At 67.1% G+C, this 21,221-nt stretch carries 18 protein-coding genes; 7 read left to right on the forward strand and 11 right to left on the reverse strand.

Annotated features, from left to right (window positions below; all coding sequences use genetic code 11):
* Positions 1–5: 5 nt before the first annotated feature.
* From MSZK_RS02025 to MSZK_RS02035, 3 genes are all read right to left on the reverse strand, one after another.
* Positions 6–1,868, reverse strand: a complete 1,863-nt coding sequence (locus MSZK_RS02025; RefSeq protein ID WP_142389837.1) for a hypothetical protein — start codon at positions 1,866–1,868, stop codon at positions 6–8.
* Positions 1,865–2,236: a hypothetical protein gene (locus tag MSZK_RS02030; protein WP_142389838.1), complete on the reverse strand. Its 372-nt coding sequence runs from the start codon at positions 2,234–2,236 to the stop codon at positions 1,865–1,867. Before MSZK_RS02030 ends, MSZK_RS02025 begins: the two co-directional genes overlap by 4 nt.
* Before the next feature lie 130 nt (positions 2,237–2,366).
* Positions 2,367–3,539, reverse strand: a complete 1,173-nt coding sequence (locus tag MSZK_RS02035; RefSeq protein ID WP_099244300.1) for an acyl-CoA dehydrogenase family protein — start codon at positions 3,537–3,539, stop codon at positions 2,367–2,369.
* Between the two features lie 65 nt (positions 3,540–3,604).
* Here MSZK_RS02035 and MSZK_RS02040 point away from each other — a divergent pair, with 65 nt between their 5' ends.
* Positions 3,605–4,798 (forward strand): FAD-binding oxidoreductase, encoded by a 1,194-nt coding sequence (locus MSZK_RS02040; RefSeq protein WP_099244302.1) that lies wholly within the window; start codon positions 3,605–3,607, stop codon positions 4,796–4,798.
* A 20-nt stretch (positions 4,799–4,818) separates the two neighbouring features.
* Positions 4,819–5,166, forward strand: a complete 348-nt coding sequence (locus MSZK_RS02045) for a cupin domain-containing protein (protein ID WP_099244304.1) — start codon at positions 4,819–4,821, stop codon at positions 5,164–5,166.
* 19 nt (positions 5,167–5,185) lie between these two features.
* Here MSZK_RS02045 and MSZK_RS02050 read toward each other — a convergent pair whose 3' ends face one another.
* From MSZK_RS02050 to xylA, 4 genes are all read right to left on the reverse strand, one after another.
* Entirely contained in the window at positions 5,186–6,463 is a 1,278-nt protein-coding gene (locus MSZK_RS02050; protein ID WP_099244389.1) for a sugar ABC transporter permease, read from the reverse strand.
* Between the two features lie 11 nt (positions 6,464–6,474).
* Entirely contained in the window at positions 6,475–7,251 is a 777-nt protein-coding gene (locus tag MSZK_RS02055; RefSeq protein ID WP_099244306.1) for an ATP-binding cassette domain-containing protein, read from the reverse strand.
* Between the two features lie 6 nt (positions 7,252–7,257).
* The gene (locus tag MSZK_RS02060) at positions 7,258–8,328 is read right to left on the reverse strand and encodes a sugar ABC transporter substrate-binding protein (RefSeq protein WP_099244308.1); all 1,071 of its coding nucleotides are present in this window, start codon (positions 8,326–8,328) and stop codon (positions 7,258–7,260) included.
* 85 nt (positions 8,329–8,413) lie between these two features.
* Positions 8,414–9,634, reverse strand: a complete 1,221-nt coding sequence (xylA, locus tag MSZK_RS02065; RefSeq protein WP_099244310.1) for a xylose isomerase — start codon at positions 9,632–9,634, stop codon at positions 8,414–8,416.
* A gap of 108 nt (positions 9,635–9,742) precedes the next feature.
* Between xylA and MSZK_RS02070 the strand changes: the two genes are divergently transcribed.
* Positions 9,743–10,834, forward strand: coding sequence for an ROK family protein (locus tag MSZK_RS02070; RefSeq protein ID WP_371411272.1), 1,092 nt, complete (start codon positions 9,743–9,745; stop codon positions 10,832–10,834).
* Here the strand turns inward: MSZK_RS02070 and MSZK_RS02075 are convergent.
* Both MSZK_RS02075 and MSZK_RS02080 read right to left on the reverse strand, forming a co-directional pair.
* A complete protein-coding gene (locus MSZK_RS02075; protein ID WP_099244312.1) occupies positions 10,831–12,855 on the reverse strand; it encodes an acetate--CoA ligase family protein in 2,025 nt (674 codons plus the stop codon). The genes MSZK_RS02070 and MSZK_RS02075 overlap by 4 nt on opposite strands.
* A gap of 14 nt (positions 12,856–12,869) precedes the next feature.
* Positions 12,870–14,513, reverse strand: coding sequence for an NAD(P)/FAD-dependent oxidoreductase (locus MSZK_RS02080; RefSeq protein ID WP_099244314.1), 1,644 nt, complete (start codon positions 14,511–14,513; stop codon positions 12,870–12,872).
* 114 nt (positions 14,514–14,627) lie between these two features.
* Between MSZK_RS02080 and MSZK_RS02085 the strand changes: the two genes are divergently transcribed.
* Positions 14,628–15,311: a TetR/AcrR family transcriptional regulator gene (locus tag MSZK_RS02085; RefSeq protein ID WP_099244316.1), complete on the forward strand. Its 684-nt coding sequence runs from the start codon at positions 14,628–14,630 to the stop codon at positions 15,309–15,311.
* A gap of 9 nt (positions 15,312–15,320) precedes the next feature.
* Here the strand turns inward: MSZK_RS02085 and MSZK_RS02090 are convergent, their stop codons facing one another.
* Both MSZK_RS02090 and MSZK_RS02095 read right to left on the reverse strand, forming a co-directional pair.
* Positions 15,321–16,481, reverse strand: coding sequence for an ABC transporter ATP-binding protein (locus MSZK_RS02090; protein WP_099244318.1), 1,161 nt, complete (start codon positions 16,479–16,481; stop codon positions 15,321–15,323).
* Positions 16,482–16,506: 25 nt separating this feature from the next.
* A complete protein-coding gene (locus MSZK_RS02095; RefSeq protein WP_233211075.1) occupies positions 16,507–17,883 on the reverse strand; it encodes an aspartate aminotransferase family protein in 1,377 nt (458 codons plus the stop codon).
* A 123-nt stretch (positions 17,884–18,006) separates the two neighbouring features.
* On the opposite strand from MSZK_RS02095, the gene MSZK_RS02100 reads away from it, so the two are divergent.
* From MSZK_RS02100 to MSZK_RS02110, 3 genes are all read left to right on the forward strand, one after another.
* Complete coding sequence (locus MSZK_RS02100; RefSeq protein ID WP_099244321.1) at positions 18,007–19,251, forward strand: spermidine/putrescine ABC transporter substrate-binding protein; 1,245 nt, start codon at positions 18,007–18,009, stop codon at positions 19,249–19,251.
* A 5-nt stretch (positions 19,252–19,256) separates the two neighbouring features.
* Positions 19,257–20,195, forward strand: a complete 939-nt coding sequence (locus MSZK_RS02105) for an ABC transporter permease (RefSeq protein ID WP_099244323.1) — start codon at positions 19,257–19,259, stop codon at positions 20,193–20,195.
* 126 nt (positions 20,196–20,321) lie between these two features.
* Positions 20,322–21,200 carry an ABC transporter permease gene (locus MSZK_RS02110; protein WP_099244325.1) on the forward strand — a complete coding sequence of 293 codons (879 nt, stop codon included), beginning with the start codon at positions 20,322–20,324 and terminating at the stop codon, positions 21,198–21,200.
* Positions 21,201–21,221: the final 21 nt, after the last annotated feature.

The following is a 21,221-nucleotide window of genomic DNA, read 5'->3' on the forward strand; positions in this document are numbered from 1 at the left end:
CGGCGTCAGGGTCCGCCGACAACACGTGTCGCCGGCTGAAATCCACCTGCAAGCGCAGACACCGTCGCGCCCGCGATGGTGGGGATCACCGCGATGCCTTCGTCGTTCGTGGTCACGGTCACCGGACCGATCGACACCGTGGCGCCGCGCACCGGCCGGGGTTGGGGGTCCTCGGGAATGGTGGCTGTCACCAGGACGCGACCACCGCCGGCGGGAAACGAGATCGACAGCGGTGGTTGAGATCGCGCCGGACAGTTCTTCTGGGTGGGAATGCCGGCCAGCTTCACGCCGTTGATGACGGACTCGACGCCGCCCAGGTAATTGCTGTCGGGCCCAACGACGACCAGTCCCCGAAGATAGCCTTTGCGGGCCCCGGAACTCGTCAGGTTCGCGCTCCAGGTCGCAGTGAGCGGAGCCAGCACAACAAGAATTGTCTCCACACCATTCAGAAATGTCGCACCGTCATCGGAGTAGTTGGCGTACGACACCGAGAACCGGCCGGACGCGTAGGCCCCGAAGTAGGACAGCAGGGCGGTTCCGGAGTACTTGCCCTTCAGCAGTCGCACCGGCCGGATGCGTCCCATCAGCGGGTTGAAGTCCTTGACCGGAACCGACCACTGCGCGATCCTCGCCGGATCCTGATGAATCGGGGTCTGGGGTACTGTCGGGGTGCGGGCAGGAAACTTGAGAATGCTTATCCGCGTTTCTTTTCCAGAGCTGCCGGGGCCGGGTTGTTCGTTCACCAGCGCCCGCGTCGAATCGTCGAACCAGCTCCAGCCGCGGATGGTCCAGGCGGGGTCGATCACGATCGGCTGGCCGGAGTAACCGCCCTCTTGCTGGCCTATCGCGGTGTCCATCAGCCAGGGCTCGTTCATGCAGCGCCGGTTGTTCCACAAGCTGACTCGGCCGATCTGGCCGAAGCTCGCGCTGTCGATCAGTGCAGGACGGACCAACTGGGTGAAGACCGTCATCCGATTCAATCCACGAGCCGAACTGAAATAGGTGGTCTTGCCGTCGGGCGCGATGTCGCCGGCCTCGTTGTAGTCCAGGTCGCTGGTCAGCGGGCGCCGGTTACCGGTGGCGGTGTCGAGGAGCCAGATGTCGTAGTTCAGCCCGGTACTGGTGGTTTGATACTTCAGTGTGCGGCCGCCGTTGTTCCAGCTCGCACCTTCGTAAAAGTGCGCCGCGTTTGCGAGATCGGCGGCGTAGTCCGTCTTCTTGACCCACGGTGGGTTGAAGATGCGCTGGTCGGTGAGCACGTAGTGGTCACCGCTGAGGGTCAGTCGGGCGATGCTCATCCGGGTTCCCTCGATGGGGTTCACTTCGTTCCAGGTGACGTATTCGCCATACCAATCCGGTTTGGCCTCTCGGTTCTGTCCACTCAGCAAGCTCCCGCCGGCTGGGAACTGGACCTTCCTGCTCGCTTTGGTCTGGCAGTCGTAGATCGACGGCGCGCACTCCAGAATCTGGTAGTCGATGTGACCGGCCCCGCCGCCCTGCTGGCCGGAGGTGTTGGCGTACCAGACTCGCTTGCTGTCGCCCATCGCCTTGATCTTCGTTGCGTTCGTCGCCACGCCGCACGAGATGCACTGGTATCCAGCGCCGTTGAGGTCGGTGACCGCGATCTGCGAATTGCCCGAGACCATCACCTCCACGATGAGGTGCTGATCGTCCGGGGCGACATCGGCAGAGTCGACAGTCACTCCTGACGGCACCGAGAAGCTCAGTACCCGTTCGACTTCAAAGGGCTCGAGCGACGGTGACGGATCGGCCGACGCAACGGGTTGCGGGCCGATCATGACCATCGCGACCACGGTGGTCATGACGAGCAGAATCGACAGCAGTCGACGTCCGCGGCCGACGGTCACCACGTGGCAAGGTCCAGCACTGGTGCCACCATCGTTCGCAACGACCGCATCGATCGGCGAACAGTGCGCATCAGCGGTGACGGGTGTGGCGTGGGCTGGCTCAGCGCCGCTGCAGCCGCTGCCGCTTGGCCGAAATCGGGCTCGCCGTCGGGCGAAGTGCCCCACAGTTCGACAACGGTCAGCACCGGTTCCGGACGCGCGGTGCCGGTGACCCCGGCAGGCCTATCCGCTTCGGTCGCTGGTGTCACCATTGGAAGTCCCCAGATCTGCTCGACAAAGGCGACGACGACGAGCGCCAACGCAGCAACGGTGTGGCGCAGTGCGCACGTCACACTGCGCCCGCCATTGCGCTGCTCTCGATCCGTCATTTACATGCATAGTAGAACGCAACTATGTGCAATAGGGAAGTAGGCGCGCCAGAATAGGCCTTTGAAGTGCTTCTTCTGGTGTGAAGTTACCTGCGTTTTCGCATGTAGAGCGTCACGAGCTGGCGTCGGGCTAAGGCTCCAACACCGCGGCCGGACCGCGCAGCATCAGTTGACGGCCGATGATGATGCGCTGAATCTCGCTGGCGCCCTCCCAGATTCGCTCGACGCGCAGCTCGCGGAACATCCGCTCAGCGACGTTCTCCCGCATGTAGCCGCGGCCGCCGAAGATCTGCACCGCGCGGTCGGCGACCCGTCCGGCCATCTCCGAGCAGTACAGCTTGGCCATCGAGGCCTGGCCGTGGAGCACCTTGCGGTCCAGGCCGGCGTCGATGCCGCGGGCCACCTCGTAGAGCATGCTGCGGGCGGCGAACAGTTCGGTGGCGCTGTCGGCGAGCATGCCGGCGACCAGCTGATGTTCGCCGAGCGGCTTACCGTCGACGACGCGCTCCTTGGCGAACGCCGTCGTCTCGTCGACCAGCCGCTGGGCCGCGCCGACGCAGCGCGACGCGACCATGAGTCGCTCGAAGCGGAACCAATCCTGGGTGAACGTCATACCTTCGCCCTCGGCGCCGACCAGATGGCTGACCGGTACCCGCACGTCGGTGAACGACACGATCGGATGCTCGTCGGGGATGTTGTGTGAATAGTGCGGTGTGCGCACCACCTCCACCCCCGGCCAGGGCAGGTCCACCACCAGCAGGACGTGGTCACCCTCGTGGGGTCCGTCGACCAGAACGGCCTGAACGAACACGTACGAGGCCAGGTTGAACGACGTGACGTGCCACTTGATCCCGTTGATGACGTACTCGTCGCCGTCGCGTCGGGCGGTGGTTTCCAGCGCCGAGACGTCGGATCCGGCGAACTCCTCGGTGATCGCGTACGCCTCGTGCTTCTCACCGCGCACCGCCGGTAGGAGCCAGCGCTCCTTCTGGTAGTCGGTTGCCACCTCGGCCCACCACTGCGGCGGGGTGTGCATCACCCAGGCGATCGCGTTGGTCACCCGGCCGACCTGCTCTTGCACCAGAACCTGTTGCAGCGCAGTGAATCCCGGACCGCCCACCGAGGTCGGCATGTTGGTCGCGTACAACCCCAGCTCGATCGCCTTGGCATGGTGCTCGGCGGTCAGTTCTTTGGGCAGCTGTCCGCCGGCCAGTTCCGCTTCGGCCTCGTAGGGGATCAGGGTCTCGACGAACTCGCGGGCGGTGTCCCGGATCCGTCGGTCTTCGGCGGTCAACCCATGCATTCGCGGCACTCTCTGCTCACTGAGGCTATTGACTGAGCGTTCAGTCTATGTCACGGTCTTGAGGTATGACCAGCAGCAGCGCGGACGTCGTGGTGGTCGGTGGCGGCACCGTCGGAGCGTGGACGGCGGTGCAACTCGCCGAACGCGGAGCGGGCCGAGTCGTCCTACTCGAAGCCCACACACTCGGCGACGGCGCCAGCAGCCGCGCGTCGGGCATGGTCCGCGCGCAGGGCGGCACCGAGACCGCCATCCGGCTGGGGCTGCGCAGTCAGGCGTTCTACCGCACCTCCGGTGACCGTTACCCGCTCGACTGCGGATTCGTGGCACAGGGCTACCTGATGCCGTGCTTCACCGATGCCGACGTGGCAGCTGCTCACGAGCGGATTGCACTGCAGCGCAGCCTCGGACTCGAGGTGGAATGGCTCTCGTCCGCCGACATCGACAGCCGGGGCACCGGCATGGCGCAGGGGGTGAGCGCCGGTGGCTCGTATGCCCCCGGCGACGGGTACATCAATGCCCCGCGCAATGTGCTGGCCTACACCGCGGCGCTGACCGCGCACAACGTCGTCGTCCGCGAACGCTGCGCCTTCACCGGTCTGCGGATGGCGCACGGACGTGTCATCGGTGTCGACACCGCCGACGGACCGATCGACACGGATCGGGTGGTGCTCACCGGGGGGCCGCTCTTGGGTGAGGTGGGCACGGCTGCGGGCGGCCGGATCCCGGCCGGCGGGACGCGACACCAGGTCGTGGTCACCGAGCCGCTGCGTGACGCGGTCATCGACGACCTGCCCATGGTGTTCGATGTGAGCGAAGGCATCTATTGGCGGCCAGGCGAATACGGTGGGGTGCTGTGGGGGATGAGCAATCCCGACGAGCAGCCCGGCGTGGCAACAGAATTCGACTGGACCTACTACCAGAAGGCGCTGGCCCGTATCGAATCGCTGTTTCCGGCGGTGCGGGGGCTGGGTCTTCGGCGTACCTGGGCGGCGACGATCGACTATACGAATGACCACCTTCCGATTCTCGGTCCGCTGCTGACCGACGACGGGCCGGTGGACGGCACCGTGGTGGCCAGCCCGGCCGGCCACGGAATGATGTGGGGACCCGCGGTCGCCGAGGCGGCCGCCGACGTCACCCTCACCGGTCAGTGCGACTGGCTGGACCTCACCGATCTCGGGCTGGACCGTTTCGACGCCGACGGAAACAGTCGGCTGGCGCCCGAGCCGATCTCCCTCCCGTTCCCCGAACATGCCTGACCCCGAAAGGTTCTGACTCCATGACTGCTGCAGTACTCACCGCTGTGCTGGCCGGCGCCGCCGACGCCGAACTCGAGGACTGGGGCCCGCTGGCCGAGGCCACCGGTTACCCGATGGCCACCCACGGCCTCGAGGTCTGGGCCGACGGCGACAAGTCCGGCGGCATCTGGCAATGCGAACCGGGACCTTCGCACTGGACCCTGGAGACCAACGAGGTCATCTACGTGGTCTCCGGGCGGATGACGGTGACCCCCGACGGCGGAGAGCCCACCGACGTGGGTGCCGGCGATCTGGCGGTGTTCCCGCTCGGCTGGACCGGGACCTGGGTGATCCACGAAACCCTGCGCAAGGCCTACGCCATCTTCTGACGCATCGCGGCGTCGGCCCTCAGCCCACGCCCGTTGCCGAACGGCGGCGGCGCGAGATCGCGTCGACACCGGCCGCCAACAGCAGCACCGCGCCGGTGACCAGGAAGTTGATGTAGGACGACTGGTTGAGCAGACCCAGACCGTTGGCGATCGTCGCGACCACCACACCGCCGACGACCGCGTCCATGGCCCGGCCCTTGCCGCCGAACAGGCTGGTGCCCCCGATCACGGCCGCCCCCACCGCATAGAGCAGCGTGTTGCCGGCCCCCGACGACGCGGACACCTTGCCGCCGTAGGAGGCCGCGATGATTCCGCTCACCGCTGCCAGCGTCGAACACACCACGAACACCGAGATCCGGATCCGCTGCACGTTGATGCCGGCGCGGCGCGCCGCTTCGGCATTGCCGCCGACCGCGTACACGTGTCGCCCGTAACGGGTGCGGTTGAGGACGAAAGTCAGGACCACCAGCAGCACTCCGACGAGCGGCAGGACGTAAGGGACACCGCGGATTTCGACATGCGGGTTGACGCTGCGGTTGACGTTGAGCAGGTAGGTGACGCCGACGGTGACCGCGGCGACCATGCCGACTCGGGCCACCACCACGCCCAGCGGCGCGTGGTGCAGGTGCAGTGCCACCTTGCGGCGATGGTGAAACCACTCCAGTGCCGCGAAGGCGGCGACGATCAAGCCCGCGCACGCCCAGCCCGCGGCCACCGACATGTTGTCGATGGTGATGCCGCGGATCACCGGGTCATCGACCCGCACCGAGCCGCCCTCGCCGATGAGCTTGAGCGTCACCCCCTGCAAGCCGAGGAAGAACGCCAGCGTCACAACGAAAGACGGGATGCCCAAGGTGGCGCGCAGCGCACCGATGATCACCCCGATCACCGCACCGCAGGCGATGCCGGCCAGCACGCCTGCCCACCATGGCCAGCCGGTGTCCACCATCGTCAATGCCATCACGCAGGCCGACACGCCACCGGCCACGCCTGCGGACAGGTCGATGTCGCCGAGAAGCAAGACGAATACCAACCCCATGGCCAGCACGCAGATCGAGCCGGCCTGGGTGATCAGATTGGCCAGATTGAGCGCCGAGGTGAAGCGCTCGTTGGCCACGCCGAACACCACGAACAGCACGACCAGCCCGAGGACCGCGGGCAAGGAGCCCATGTCCCCGCCGCGGACCCGTCGTGCGTAACTGCGGACCGCGTCGAGAAGTGTCTCGTCCGAGCGGGCGTCGGCGGCGAAATCCGCATCGGCCAATTCGCTTGTGCGGTGGGAACTCACGGTGGTCATCCGGGGATCCTTCACATCGACTGGGCGGCCTGCGCCGGGGCGAGTCCGAGGCTGCCCGAACGACCGGCGGTGATGAGCTCGACGACTTGGCTGTGGCTGACCTCGCCGGCCTTGACCTCGGCGGCCACCCGGCCCAGGTACAGCACGCAGATCCGGTCGGCAACCTCGAAGACGTCGGCCAGATTGTGGGAGATCAGCACCACACCCAGTCCCTGGTCGGCGAGCCGGCGAACCAGGTCGATCACCTGGCGGGTCTGGGCCACTCCCAGCGCGGCCGTGGGCTCGTCGAGCAGCACCACTCGGGAGTTCCACAACACCGATTTCGCGATCGCCACGGTCTGGCGCTGGCCGCCGGACAGGCTGGACACCGTCTGCCGAACCGATCTGACCGTGCGCACCGACAACGAGGTCAGCGCCTCGGCAGCCAGGGTTTCCATCGTGGCTTCGTCCAGACTGCCGTGCTTGGTCAGTTCACGGCCGAGGAACATGTTCTGCACGATGTCGAGGTTGTCGCACAGCGCGAGGTCTTGATAGACGACCTCGATGCCCAGCGCGGCAACGTCGTTGGGGCCGTGCACGGTGACCGGAGCGCCGTCGAAGAGGTAGCTGCCGGAGTCGATCGGATAGATCCCGGCGATGGTCTTCACCAGCGTCGATTTCCCCGCTCCATTATCGCCGACCAGAGCGGTGACTTCACCGGGATAGACATCGAAGTCGACATCGTGCAGCACGTGCACGACGCCGAAACTCTTGTTGACGCCGCGAAGTTGGAGAATGGGGTCGCCCATCGGGACCTACAGTCCGGCCGCACTGCACATGGCGGCGAACTGCCCGATGCAGACCTCGTCCTTGGCCTGGCCCTTGTCGGCGAAGACGTCGCCCACGTTGGCCTTGGTGATCGACTTCGGGGTCAGCAGCACCGACGGCACGTCGCGGTTGCCCTTGTCGTCGCGGGAGGTGCTGTTGGTCTTCGGCGTGTCGCCCTTGGCCAAGGCGATCGCGGCGTCAGCGAGCGCATTGGCCTCTTCGCTGGCCGACTTGTACACCGTCATGCACTGGCTGCCGGCGAGGATGTTCTGCAGGCCCTCCACGGTGGCGTCCTGTCCGGTGACGGCCACCTGCCCGGCCCGATGGTTCTTCTGCAGGATCGAGATCACCGAGCCGGCGAGGCCGTCGTTGGCGGCGTAGACGCCGTCCACCTGACCGTCGGCGGCGGTGTACATCTGCTCGAAGATGGTGACCGCCTTGTCGTTGTCCCAATCCGGGACCGCCTGCTCGCCGGTGATCGTGATCGACGGCGTCTTGTCGACCACCGAATGGGCGCCGGTGGTGAACAGGGTGGCGTTGTTGTCGGTCGGAGAGCCGTTGAGGAACAGCACCTTCGACGGTTTACCGGCCAGGCAGTCGACGAGACCCTGGCCCTGCAGCTCGCCCACCTTGGTGCCGTCGAAGGAGATGTAGGCATCCGCCGACCCGCCCAGCGTCAACCGGTCGTAGTCGATGGTCTTCACCCCCTGGGCGGCGGCCTTCTGCTGGATGGCCGCGCCGCTGTCGGAATCCAGGTTGACGATCGCCAGCACGGTGACGCCGTCGGCGATCATGCCGTCGGCGATCGTGGCCATCTTGTCCGCGGATCCTTCGGCGTTCTGGATCGAGTAGGGGACGCCGGCCGCGGTGAATGCGGACTCCAGGGCGGGCCGGTCTTTGGTCTCCCAGCGCACCGACGACTTGGTGTCGGGCAGGATCACGCCGATCTTGCCGCTCTGGGCCTGACCGCCGCCGCCGGAACCCCCACCGCCACAGCCGGCCACCGTCAGGGCGAGACCCACTGCCACGGCGAGTGCCGGTGTGCTCAGTCTTCTCATGCCAACGCCTTTCCGCGGGGATCGCAGGAGGGTTTGTTGTTTCGGACAACATATAACGTGATGCGCATCACGTCCAGGTCGGCACTCAGCGCGCCCCCAGGAGGTGCTCGGTGGCCAGTTGCTGTAATCGCACGAAGCCGAAACCTTTTGCGCCGAAATAGGAATCCGGCTCGAAGTCTTCGTAGGCAGACCGATCGGCCAGGAGGTCGCGGTATGTTTCGCCGGAACCCAGCGTGGGCTGGCGAAGTTCGCCGACCCGGGCGGCGGCCATGGCCTCGGCGACCTCGGGGTCGGCGCGGAATGCCTGGCTGCGTTCCTTGAGCAACAGGTACATCCGCATGTTCGCCGCCGCGGAGGCCCACACCCCGTCGATGTCCTCGGTGCGGCTGGGCTTGTAGTCGAAGTGCCGTGGGCCGGGGTAGCTCGGCGAACCGTCGGCCCCGCCGTTCTCCAGCAGGTCGACGAGGGCGAAGGCGTTGGCCAGGTCGCCGTGCCCGAAAACCAGGTCCTGGTCGAACTTGATGCCGCGCTGGCCGTTGAGATCGATATGGAACAGCTTGCCGCTGTAGAGCGCCTGGCTGATGCCGTGCATGAAGTTGAGGCCGGCCATCTGCTCATGGCCGGTCTCGGGGTTGACGCCGACCAGCTGGGAGTGCGTCAGGGTCTCGATGAATGCCAGGGCGTGACCGACGGTCGGTAGCAGGATGTCGCCGCGGGGCTCGTTCGGCTTGGGCTCGATTGCCAGCCGCAGGTCGTAATCGTTGTCGATGACGTACTGGCACAACAGGTCCAAGGCCTCGCGATAACGTTCGAAGGCGGCGCGGACGTCCTTGGCGCTGTCGTATTCGCTGCCCTCGCGCCCGCCCCACAACACAAACGTCTGGGCGCCCAACTCGGCGGCAAGGTCGATGTTGCGCAGGGTCTTGCGTAGCGCGAACCGGCGGACCGCGCGATCGTTACTGGTGAACGCGCCGTCTTTGAACACCGGGTGGGTGAACAGGTTGGTGGTGACCATGGGTACGACGAGGCCGGTCGAGTGCAGCGCCCCGGTGAGCCTGCCCACGGCATCGCGGCGCTGGTCGTCGGTGGAGCCGAAGGCGAACAGGTCGTCGTCGTGGAAGGTCAGCCCGTACGCCCCGAGCTCGGCGAGGCGCTCCACGGCCTCGACGACATCGAGCGGCGGGCGGGTGGCCACCCCGAACGGGTCATTGGCCGGCCACCCGACCGTCCATAGTCCGAAGGAGAATTTGTCGGCGGGCTGGGGAATGAGCGCGGAGGTGGCGGCATGGGACTCGAGGACGGACACGGTGACTCCTGACTAGATTTGTTCTGAGACAGAACTTAAGATGTGCCGTGCATCACTGTCAATGCCCCCACGGCCGTCCGAGCGGTAGAAACCGGAAAGGTGGCATCCGTGACCCGCGCAGCCAGAATCGGCACCAACACCGACGACGTCCGCCGGCGGAACCTGTCGCTGATGCTGACGCTGGTCCACCGCCACGGTGCGCTCAGCCGGGCCGAACTGACCCGGCGCACCGGGCTCTCCCGATCGACGGTCAAGGATCTGGTCGAAGAGCTGGTCGCCTTGGGGCTGGTCGCCGAGAGTCAGGCCGCCGCGACCCAGGTGGGCCGCCCGAGTCCCCTCGTCTGCCCACAGCCCAAGACCCTGTGTGTGGCGGTCAATCCCGAAATCGACGCCGTCACCGTGGGTCTGGTCGCCCTGGGTGGGATGGTGCTGCAGACACACCGGTATCCCACCGACGGTGCACCCACCCCTGACGCCGCGGTGGCGATCGCGGCCTCGGCGGTCGACCTGCTGCGCTCGCAGCTGGACCCCGGCTGTGCCATCACTGCCATCGGCGCCGCGGTGCCCGGGCTGGTGCACGGCGGCTCGGCGGTCCGGCTGGCGCCCCACCTCGAGTGGCACGACGCGGACTTCGGGCAGATGTTGCACGCGGCAACCGATCTGCCGGTCTTCGCCGCCAACGACGCGAACGCCGGCGCGATCGCCGAGCACATCTTCGGCCGCCATCACAACGCCGACCACATGATCTATGTCAACGGTGGGGCCGGCGGCATCGGTGCGGGGTTCGTGGTGGCCGGCGAGCTACTGGCCGGACTGGCAGGTTATGCCGGGGAACTGGGCCACACCTACGTCGGCGGCGACGGACGGTGCCACTGCGGGAACATCGGCTGCCTGGAAACCCAGGTGAGCCAGAGCGGACAGGCGATCGACCGGCAGGCCAAGTACCTGGGCATCGCGCTCGGCAATGCCGTCAACATGCTCAACCCGGGATTGATCGTGCTCGGCGGATTCCTGCGGGTCTTCCCCGAGCTCGCCGGTGACCTGCTGGCCGCCGAGATGGCGCGACACAGCCTGCGGGCCGCGCGTGACCTGGTGCGAGTGGTTCCGGCATCGCTGGGCGCCGAGACACTGATGATCGGGGCGGCCGAGCTCGCCTTCGCGCCGCTGCTGGCGGACCCGGCCGCTGTGGTGCCTGCTTAACGGGCCCGGGGGATCACCAGCGCATCGACCGCCACCACCCCGGCAGCAGACGCGATGACCGGATTGGCCTCGACGGCGTCGAGGTGATCGCCGAGTTCGATTGCCAGCTGCGAGAACCCGACGACCGCGTCGGTCAGCGCCGCCATATCGACCGGTGGTGCGCCCCGCCAGCCGGCCAACAGCGGCGCGGTGTTCAGCGACCGCAACAGTCCCGCCGCGGTCTCCCGACTGACTGGTGGGCAGGCGACCGCGCGATCGGCGAGCAACTCCACCAGGGTGCCGCCGGCGGCGACGACAACCAAGGGGCCGAAGTTGTCGTCGCGGACCACGCCCAGTGAGATCTCCACCCCGGTGGGGGCCATCGCGTCGATACTGACGCCAGATCCCAGCCGGGCCGCCATCTCCTCGTAGGCGGTGCGCAGTGCACCCGGATCGGCGATGTTCAGGACCACGCCGCCGACGTCGCTCTTGTGTGCGCTGCCCAGTGTTTTCACCGCAACCGGATAACCGACCGTCGCGGCTGCGGACAACGCCTCGGCCACGCTGTGCGCGGTGCGCGAGCGGGTCACCGCGACGCCGTAGTCGGCCAGCAGGGCGAAGGCGCTCGGGGAGTCCCACCCCGGCTCGGCCAGCCTGGCCGCCCACCGTTGTGCACGTGCGTCGTCGATTCGGGGGGTCGCGGCCGAGACCGGCAGGGGCCAATGCGCCAGATGGCCCAGCGCCGCGATGCCGCTGCGGGCACCCTCCAGGACCGCGATGCGGTTGGCGCGCAGCCGCCGTGCGGTGGGCGCATCGATCGCCGACGGGACCGACGTCAGCACCGCCAAGGGAGCATCGGTGTCGGCGGCGATGTCCAGAATCGCATCGGCATAGGCGGTGTCGTCATCGAACTCGGTGACCAGGTCGACTGCCAACGCGGTCACCGCGACGCCGGGATCGGCGGCCAGGGCCCGCAGGCAGCCACCGAACAGCTCGCGGGTGTCGGCGCCGGTACCCCACACGTCGAGCGGATTACCCGGCGCCAGTCCGTCGTCGAGCAACTCGCCGATCGCGGTCAGCGTCGGGTCGGTGAGCTCGGCGAATTCCACATCCAGATCGTGGGCGACATCGGCACACAATGCGCGCTCGGCGCCGGAGTCATGCACGGTCGCGATCCCGTGCGCTTCCGGCCGGCGCCGCCGTCCGGTCTCGAAAAGTTCGATGGTGTCGACGAATTCGGCCATGTCCGAGACGCGGACCGCGCCGGTGTCGGCGCAGAAGGCCTGCCAGCCGGCGGCGTCGCCGGCCAGTGCGCCCGAGTGCGCGGCGACCATGGCGCGCCCGCGCGGAGAATGGCCGACCGGCAGCAGGACCACCGGGATCCCGCGCTGCGCGGCACGGCGCAGCCCGGAGCGAAGCCTGCCCACCGAGCGCGGCGTCTCGAGCAGCAGCGCGATCAGCGAGGTGCCCGGATCCTCGAGAATGTAGTCCACGTAGTCGGCGGTGTCGGTGACCAACTCCTGACCCGACGAGACGGCCAGCCGGAAGCCGAAGCCGCGGCCGGAGCGCAGGAGGGTGGAGAACGCCGACCCGGAGTGCGTCACCAACGACACCCCGCCCGGTGGAAGGGGATCGGGTTCCAGATAGCCCAGCGCGCGCAGGCCAGTGGCGTTGTTGACGAAACCCATGCATCCCGCGCCGCACACCGCCATCCCGGCCTCGGTGGCGGTTGCGGTGACGGCGCTGCGCAGTGCGGCACCGTGCGCGGAGCCGAAGATCACCGCTGAACGCGCGCCGATCGCCGCGGCGGCCTTCAGCTCGTCGAGTAGGGCCGCGTCCGGGACACCCAGCAGCACAAGGTCGATCGGTTCGTCGAGGGCTGCCAGCGACGGCGCGCAGGCGACGCCGTCGATCTGGTCGTAGCGCGGATTCACCAGATGCATGCGCGCCGAACTGCGGCGCGCCTCGATGATCATCCGCTCCCCGAAGCTGCCCGGCCGCGGGCTGGCCCCGACGAGTGCCACCGACCGCGCCGCGAGCATGGCGGCGACGGCGGTCAGGAGCGTCTGCCCAGCTTCGAGCGCAGGCGCCCTTCGCTGCGCTTCTTGTCGGCCAGCGCGGCCTTGGCCGCCTGCCAGCCCGGGATGCCGCACACTCCGCCGCCAGCGTGGGTGGCCGAACTGCCGTTGTACAGACCGGCGATCGGCGTGCGGTAGTCGGCGAATCCCGGTGCCGGTCGCATATGGAACAGCTGCTCCAGGGACAGCTCCCCGTGGAAGATGTTGCCCCCGATCAGTCCGTATTCGACTTCCATCTCGTGCGGCCCGACGATGTCGCGGTGCAGGATCGACCCCTTGAACCCCGGCGCCACCTGGTCGTAGAGATCGATCAGGCGATCGGCGTAGGCATCGAGTTCTTCGGTGTGCGGCGCGTTGGCCCACTCGGCCGGTACCCACTGGGTGAACAGCGACATGATGTGCGGACCATCGGGATTCAGCGTCTTGTCCAGGGTGGTCGGGATGACACCGTCGCTGAACGGTGCCAGCGCGGGCCGTCCGGCGCGAGCATCCTGGAATGCGGCCTCGATGTACTCCATGGTCGGTGCCATCTCGACCGAACCGGTGTGGTGTTCGGCGATTCCGGTGCTGGGGTTGGCGGTGAAGTTGGGAAGTTCAGCCAGTGCGAGGTTGATCTTCACCACGCCACTGCGGGTCTTCCAGTGCTCGATGTCGGAGACGAAGTCTTCCGGCAACTCGTGACGGGGCGTCTGATCCAGGAAGGCGGTCCGCGGGTGCAGCGTGGTGACCACCAGCGGTGCGCGCAGTTCGTCACCGTTGTCGAGGACGACGCCCTCGATTCGACCGTGACGCACCAGCATTCGTGATACCCGCGACTTGGTGCGGATCTCGGCGCCGAAGCTTCGGGCCGCGCGGGCGATCGCCTCGGAGACCGCGCCCATGCCGCCCTCGGGATACCCCCAGCTGCCCAGCTGACCGTCGCCGACATCACCGATGGAGTGGTGCGCCATCACGTAGGCGGTCCCGGGCTCGTATGGTCCAGCCCAGGTGCCGATCACGCCGTTGACCGCCAATGCGCCTTTGATTTGCGGTGATTCGAACCAGTCGTCGAGCAGATCGGCGATGCTCATGGTCAGCAGCCGGGTGATGTCGCCGGTCTTGCGCACCGTCAGGCCGCGCTGTCCCCAGGCCAGCTTGGCCAGGTCGAGCAGGTCGGCCGGGCGGCGCGAGCCGATGTTCGGCGGCACCTGGGTCAGCAGCGGACCCATGACGTCGGCGATACCCTCCAGCCAGGCATTCCACTTCGGCCACGCATCCGCGTCGTGCTTGGACCACTTGGCCAGTTCCTGGTGGGTGCGGGCCGGGTCGTCCTCGTAGATCGTCAGCGAGCCGCCCTCGGGAAACGCCTGGTAGTAGGGGCCCATCGGATGCACCTTGTAACCATGGCGCTCCAAGCTGAGATCCCGCACGATGGTCGGCGGCATCAGGCTCATCACGTAGGACAGCCGGGTCACCCGCACATCCGGTGCGTCCTCCCAGGGCGCTTCGGTGGTCGCCGCGCCGCCGAGCGCGCCCCGCGACTCCAGCACCACTGTCCTGGCTCCCGAGCGGGCCAGGTAGGCCGCCGAGACCAATCCGTTGTGTCCGCCGCCGATGACGATGGCGTCGTAGGTGTTCGACATCGCGCTCACTTTCGTCAGCCCCGAACGGGCATCTTTGACTGACTGTTCAATCTAACCAAGTGTTAGGCTTTCAACAAGTGCCAGCGCAGGCACCGCCGAAGGGAATTACGACTGATGGCAGAACCCGCAGCCGCCACCGAGAACAACGAAGCGAGACGTATCCAGATGCTGCGCGCCGCAGCGGAGCTCATTTGCGAACGCGGCTTCTCCGACACCCGGATCTCCGACGTCGCCAAGCGGGCGGGCGTCAGCTCGGCGTTGGTGATCTACTACTTCGGGACCCGGGACCGCCTGCTGGTCGACGCGCTGCGTTATTCGGAGGAATCCTTCTACGAAGCCGCCGAACGGATGCTGGCCGAGGTGCCCTCCCTGCGGGACCGGCTCTCGCTGCTGATCCAGTGGACGTGCGTGCCGGGGCCCGAGGTGGCCGGACCCACGGCTCCGGGCGGCCACCACGAGATCCCCGGCGCGTGGGGGCTGTGGTTCGACCTGTGGGCGCAGGCTTTTCGGCATGACGAGGTCAAGGCCGGCCGGGTCGAACTCGATGCGCGCTGGCGCCGGATGATCGTCGACGCAGTGGAATCGGCCGAACTGGACTCCGACATCGACCCGCGGATGTTCGCCCTGGAGTTCTCGGCGCTGCTCGACGGTCTGTCGATTCAGGTGGCGCTGGAGGATCCGGAGGTCGACTCCACCGTCGCCTATGACATCGCGATGCGCTTCGCCGAGCGGGAATTGGCGTTGCCTGCCGAGAAGCGCCGTCCGGTGGCGGCCGGCAGGGGCCGCCGCTCGCGCTGAGCCGGCGGCTCAGGTGGCGCTGAGCGCCTCCACCGGCCCGGCGACCAGCTCGGCCGCCGGATCGTTGATCACGGTCGCCGCGCTTCGCGCCAGCACCCGCACGGCGTCCGTGGTGCACACACAGGTGACCGGCATGCCGGCGGCGTACCCGACCGAGGCGGGCCCGGACTGGTTGGGGACATCGACGACGAGTGCGGTCACCTCTCCGACGTCGACGTGGACCTGAGTCGATGCCCCGTGGTAGACGACCTGGGCCACGGTCCCGTTGATCGCGTTCTGCCCCGGCGACACCGGGTCGTCGGGGGACTGCAGCACGATCCGTTCGGGCCGGATCACGATGGCCGCCGCGCCGGGCGCACACGAGCTGTCCACCACCGCGCCCAGCCGAGTCGAGAGCGCCGAACACAACGCCGATCCGTCATCGTTCTGCAGCACATCGGCATCGAAAATATTTGCCGCGCCGAGGAATCCAGCCACGTACGTGGTGGCGGGCGCGGAATAGATCTCCTGCGGCGGGCCGACCTGTTCCACGCGCCCCTCGGCCAGCACGGCGATCTGGTCGCTCATCGTCAGCGCTTCGTCTTGGTCGTGGGTGACGTAGACGAACGTGATCTCGACCTCGCGCTGCACGGATCGCAGCTCCAGCTGGAGTTGCCTGCGCAGCTTGGCATCCAGTGCTCCGAGCGGTTCGTCGAGCAACAGGACGCGGGGCTGCAGTACGAGCGCGCGGGCCAGCGCGACGCGCTGCTGCTGGCCACCGGAGAGCTGGGTGGGGCGGCGTTTGGCGAACCCACTCATCCGAACCAGTTCCAGTGCTTCACCGACTCGGCGCTTGACCTCGTCCTTGGGGGTCTTTTGGTAGCGCAAGCCGAACGCGACGTTGTCCCATACCGTCATGAACGGGAACAGTGCGTAGGTCTGGAACACGGTGTTGACCGGCCGCTTGTGCGGCGGATCCTGAGCGACGTCCCGACCGTCGAGTTCGATGCGGCCGGAGTCGGGTTTCTCGAAGCCGGCGATCATCCGCAGCGTGGTGGTCTTGCCGCAACCGGAGGCCCCGAGCAGCGAATAGAACTGTCCGGCCGGGATGTCCAGGTCGATACCGGTGACGGCGGGGACGCCGTCAAATGCCTTGGCCAATTGGTGCAGCCGGATCGCGCCGCCGGTCACCGGCGGCCGCCCGAACAGCAGGCGGTCAGGCCGCCACCGCCTGTGCGAGCCTGGCGAAATTGGCGGCGAACCGGTCGACATCGGCCTCGTCGTGCTGAACAGATAGCAACCATTGCTCCACCTTGCCCCAAGGCGGCAGGAAGACGCCGCCATTGTGCTGCATGAGCCAGTGCAAGTGGCCCAACCGGTCGTCGATCTGGAGGAAATCGCGGAAATCGTGGACGGGCTCGCGTTTGAACGTCACGCAACCCTTGGCTCCGACGCTCACCACGTGCCAACCGTAACCGTGTTTGGCCGTTGTCGCTTCCAAAGCGGCGCGAAGCCGGTCGGCCAACGACGTCATGCGGGTGTAAGCGGCCGGGGTCAGCACCTCGGCCAGGGTGGCCCTGGTGGCGGCCATGGCCAGCGGATTGCCGTTGAAGGTGCCGACCTGCTCGTAGCGGCCGTCGGCGATCGCCGACATCACCGCAGTGCTGCCGCCGATCGCCGCGACCGAGATGCCACCGCCCAAAGCCTTTGCCAGACAGACGATGTCGGGCACCACCCCAGACATCGCGGTGACGCCGCCCGGCCCGGTGGTGAAGCCGGTCTTGACCTCGTCGTAGATCAGCAACGCACCCTCGGCGTGCACCAGGTCGCGGATCGCCGCCAGGTAACCGTCGTCGGGCGGAATGATGCCGGCGTTCATCATCACCGGCTCCACGATCATCGCGGCCACCTGGCCGCGGTGCTCGGCCAGCGCCCGCGCCACCGCCTCGGGATCGTTGAATCCGACCACGACGACGAGGTCGCGGATCGCCTGCGGAATCCCGCTGTTTCCGGGCACCCCCGTCGGATGCTCGCGGGGACCGACTTCGTCCGCCTCGGGCAGCACCGAAACCTCCACCGAATCGTGGTGGCCGTGGTAGCACCCCTCGACCTTGATGATGAGATCGCGCCCGGTGACCGAGCGGGCGAGATGGACGGCGTCCATGGTGGCCTCGGTGCCGGAATTGGCGAAGCGCCACAACGGCAGATCGAACCGGCGGGCCAGTTCCCCCGCGATCCAGATCGCGTCCTCGGTGGGCTGCGCGAAGTGGGTGCCGCGGCGGACCTGCCTGCTGACCGCCTCGACGATGGCCGGGTGGGCGTGCCCGGCGATGGAAGCGCCGTAGCCGCCGTGCATGTCGACGTATTCGGTGCCGTCGACGTCGTAGACCTTGGAACCCGCTCCGTGGCTCATCCAGACCGCCTGCGGCTGGGCGATCTGCCAGTTGGACGTCGCTCCGCCCGCGAGGTGTTCGCGTGCCCGGCTGATCATTTCGGTGCTGCGCGGCTGACGCGCCAGGAACACCTTCTCCTCATCGGCGATCAACTGGTCGACCGCATCGTGAACCGGGCTCTCGATCATCGGCGAAGCCACGGGGAAACCTTCCGCTCGATTGCTATGCGGACCTGCGAAAAAGCGTTGCCGCATCTATTGACTGAGCGTTCAGTCTATGTCAGAGTCCATACAGCGACAAGACTCGAAACCACGGAGGCGCGGATGCCAGCAGCACAAGGACCCGGCCCGAATCGTCGGCAGTTCCTGCAGCGGGCCGCCCTGCTGGCCGCGGGAACTCCCGCGCTCGTGGCGTTTCTTGATGCGTGTTCCAAAGGGGGACAGTCGAGTTCGGCGCCAACCCTGAAGATAGCGTCACCGCAGAACCCGGTGAAGTGGGATATTCCCGGCGACAACAAGCCCATCGCCGACGGCCTGGCTCCCGAGAAGGGGGCCACCCTGCAGCTCTACAGCTACGCCGACTACATCGCTCCCGACGCGATCAAGTCGTTCGAGGAGAAGTACGCGACCAAAGTCGCGGTCTCGACGTTCAACGACACCGACGAAGCGTTGACCAAGATCCGTGGCGGCAACGTCGACTACGACCTGTTCTTCCCGAGCTACGACCAGATCAGCCGGCTGGTGACCGGTGGGCTGATACGGCCGCTGAACCATAGCTACATCACCAACATCAGCAATGTCTGGCCGTTCTTCACCAACCCCTGGTACGACCAGGAGTGGCGGTTCACGGTGCCCTACACCGTGTACACCACCGGCATCGGCTGGCGTGCCGACCAGGTACCGGCAGACATCGGCGGGCTGAAGAATCCTTATGAGGCGCTGTGGGATCCGGCCTACAAGAACAAGACGGCCGTGATCGACGACTGGCACACCGCGATGGCGATGGTGCTGCTGAAGCTCGGCATCACCGACGTCAACACCTCCTCGGCCGACGACCTGAAGAAGCTTGGCGACCAACTGACCGCCCTGGTCGCCGCGACCTCGCCGAAGGTCACCGTCACGATGTACAGCGACCTGCCCGCCGGCCAGATCGGGGTGTCGCAGATGTGGTCCGGCGACATCATCAACGCCGTCAACTACCTGCCGGAGGGCACCGGCCCGGAGATCCTGCGCTACTGGTTCCCCTCCGACGGCAAGGGACTGGTCGACAACGACCTGATCGTGCTGCTGCGCGGCGGCAAGAACCCAGTGTTGGGCCATCTGTTCCTCAACCACATGCTCGAGACCGAAGTCGCCAAGCAGAACTTCCAGCAGATCGGCTATCAGCCGCCGCAGGTGTCGCTCAACCCGGATTCGCTGGTCAGTGACGGGCTGGTCCCGGAGAATCTCAAGAGCGCGATCGTGCGTCCGGAGTACTTCGATGTCGGCTACCGGCTGCTGGAGCTGGATGCCGCCAATGACGCTGCCTGGCACAACGTCTGGCGCGCCTTCAAGGCCGGGGGATCCTGACCCCGGTGACTCTCGCCGAGGTCGACGTCGCAGCTCACCCGCCGCGGAAGCGGACGCGCACCAGCGGGCTGTGGCCCCTGCTGGCCATGCCCGGGGTGGTCTGGCTCGCGGTGTTCTTCCTGGCGCCGCTCTACGTCGTGCTGGCCATCGTCTTCGGACAGGTCGACCCGATCTTCCGCACTCCGATCCCGGTCTGGAATCCGTTGGAGTGGGACCCTTCTCAGTTCACCTACGTCCTGACCCACATCGTCGGGGAGAACGGGGTGTTCGGCCCGGCGTTGCTGCGCACCGCCGTCTACGTGGTGCTGGCCAGCGTGCTGTGCCTGCTGATCGCGTTCCCGGTGGCGTATTACACCGCACGGCTCGCCGGTCGCTGGGCGGGAGTGTTGCTCGCCGCGTTGATCGCCCCGTTCTGGATCAGCTACATGATGCGAATGCTGGCCTGGGTCAACCTGCTTCAAGACGACGGCCTGGTGAACCGATTGTTCAGCCTGGGCGGATTGTTCGAGGTCAACGTGCACTGGCTGACCGGGCAGCCGGTGGTGGTGGTGCTCGGCCTGGTCTACGGCTATGTGCCGTACATGATCCTGCCGCTCTACGCGGGTCTGGACCGGCTACCCCAGTCGACGTTGGAGGCGGCCCGCGACCTGGGGGCCAACCGCCTCGAGTCGTTCTGGCGGGTCACGCTGCCGATGTGCCGGCCCACGATCGTGGCCGCGATCCTGCTGACCTGCCTGCCGATGCTCGGCGACTACTTCACCTCGGACATGCTGTCGGCGTCGCCCAAGACGGCGATGGTGGGCAACCTGATCAACGACAGCGTGCAGGCGCCGGGCCAGACCGGGCAGGCCGGCGCGTTCGTGATGCTGGTGCTGATCGTCACCGTCGTGCCGATGTTCTACTACGTGCGGGTCACCGCGCGCGGTGACGAGGTGTCCACATGAGCGACGCTTGCGGAGCGAATCATGGGCGGACATGGCGCGACCGAGCCTGCGAGGTTGCGGCATGAGCGACGCTTGCGGAGCGAATCATGGGCGGACATGGCGCGGCCGAGCCTGCGAGGATGCGGCATGAGGGGTCCGGTGGCGTGGTGGAAAGACCCGTGGCGACCACCCCGGGTTCTGCTGGCGGTCACCGTCGGCTATCTGGTCTGGTCGCTGCTGCCGGTGCTGATCGCGGTGATGTTTTCGTTCAACGACGGCAAGTCCCGGACCAACTGGCAGGGCTTCTCGTTCCGGTGGTACTGGGGTGACGCGACGCGATCGGTGTGGCACGACGCCTCGCTGCACACCGCGTTGTTGCAGACGCTGAAGCTCGGCCTGATCACCACCCTGATCACCGTGCCGCTCGGTGTGCTGTTCGCGATCGGGATCGACCGCTGGCGCGGCCGATTGCCCGCCGGAGCAAACCTGCTGATGCTGGTGTCGTTCGTTGTTCCCGAGGTGCTGCTGGCCGTCGCCCTGTTGTTCGTGATGACCTCCCTGGCGCTGCCGATCGGGCTGGGCACCTCGGCGCAGGTGATCGGCCTGGTCACCTTCCAGATCGCCTATCCGGCGGTGCTGGTACGCGCCCGCCTCGCCACGATCGGCAGCCAATACGAAGAAGCGGCAATGGATTTGGGTGCTTCCCCGATCGAGGCATTGCGGCGGGTGACGGTGCCGATGCTGGTGCCGGCGATCTTCGCGAGCACGGTGCTGGTGTTCGCCGACGTCATCGACGATTTCGTGCTGGTGCGCTACCTGTCCGGCAACTCCTCGACCGAACCGGTGTCGGTGAAGATCTACAACACCGCCAGGGCGGCGCCGACTCCCGCACTCAATGCACTGGCCACCCTGCTGCTGCTGGCCGCGCTGGTCGCGGTGACCGTCGGATATCTGGTGTACCGCCGGCTCACTCGCGGCGACGACGGCGCGCGCGGCGGTATCGCCGCCTTCGCCGGCGAGGCCTGACCTGTCGCCATCTCTGGACCG

Origin of the sequence: Mycobacterium sp. shizuoka-1 (assembly GCF_002723835.1) — a bacterium.
Taxonomy (GTDB): domain Bacteria; phylum Actinomycetota; class Actinomycetes; order Mycobacteriales; family Mycobacteriaceae; genus Mycobacterium.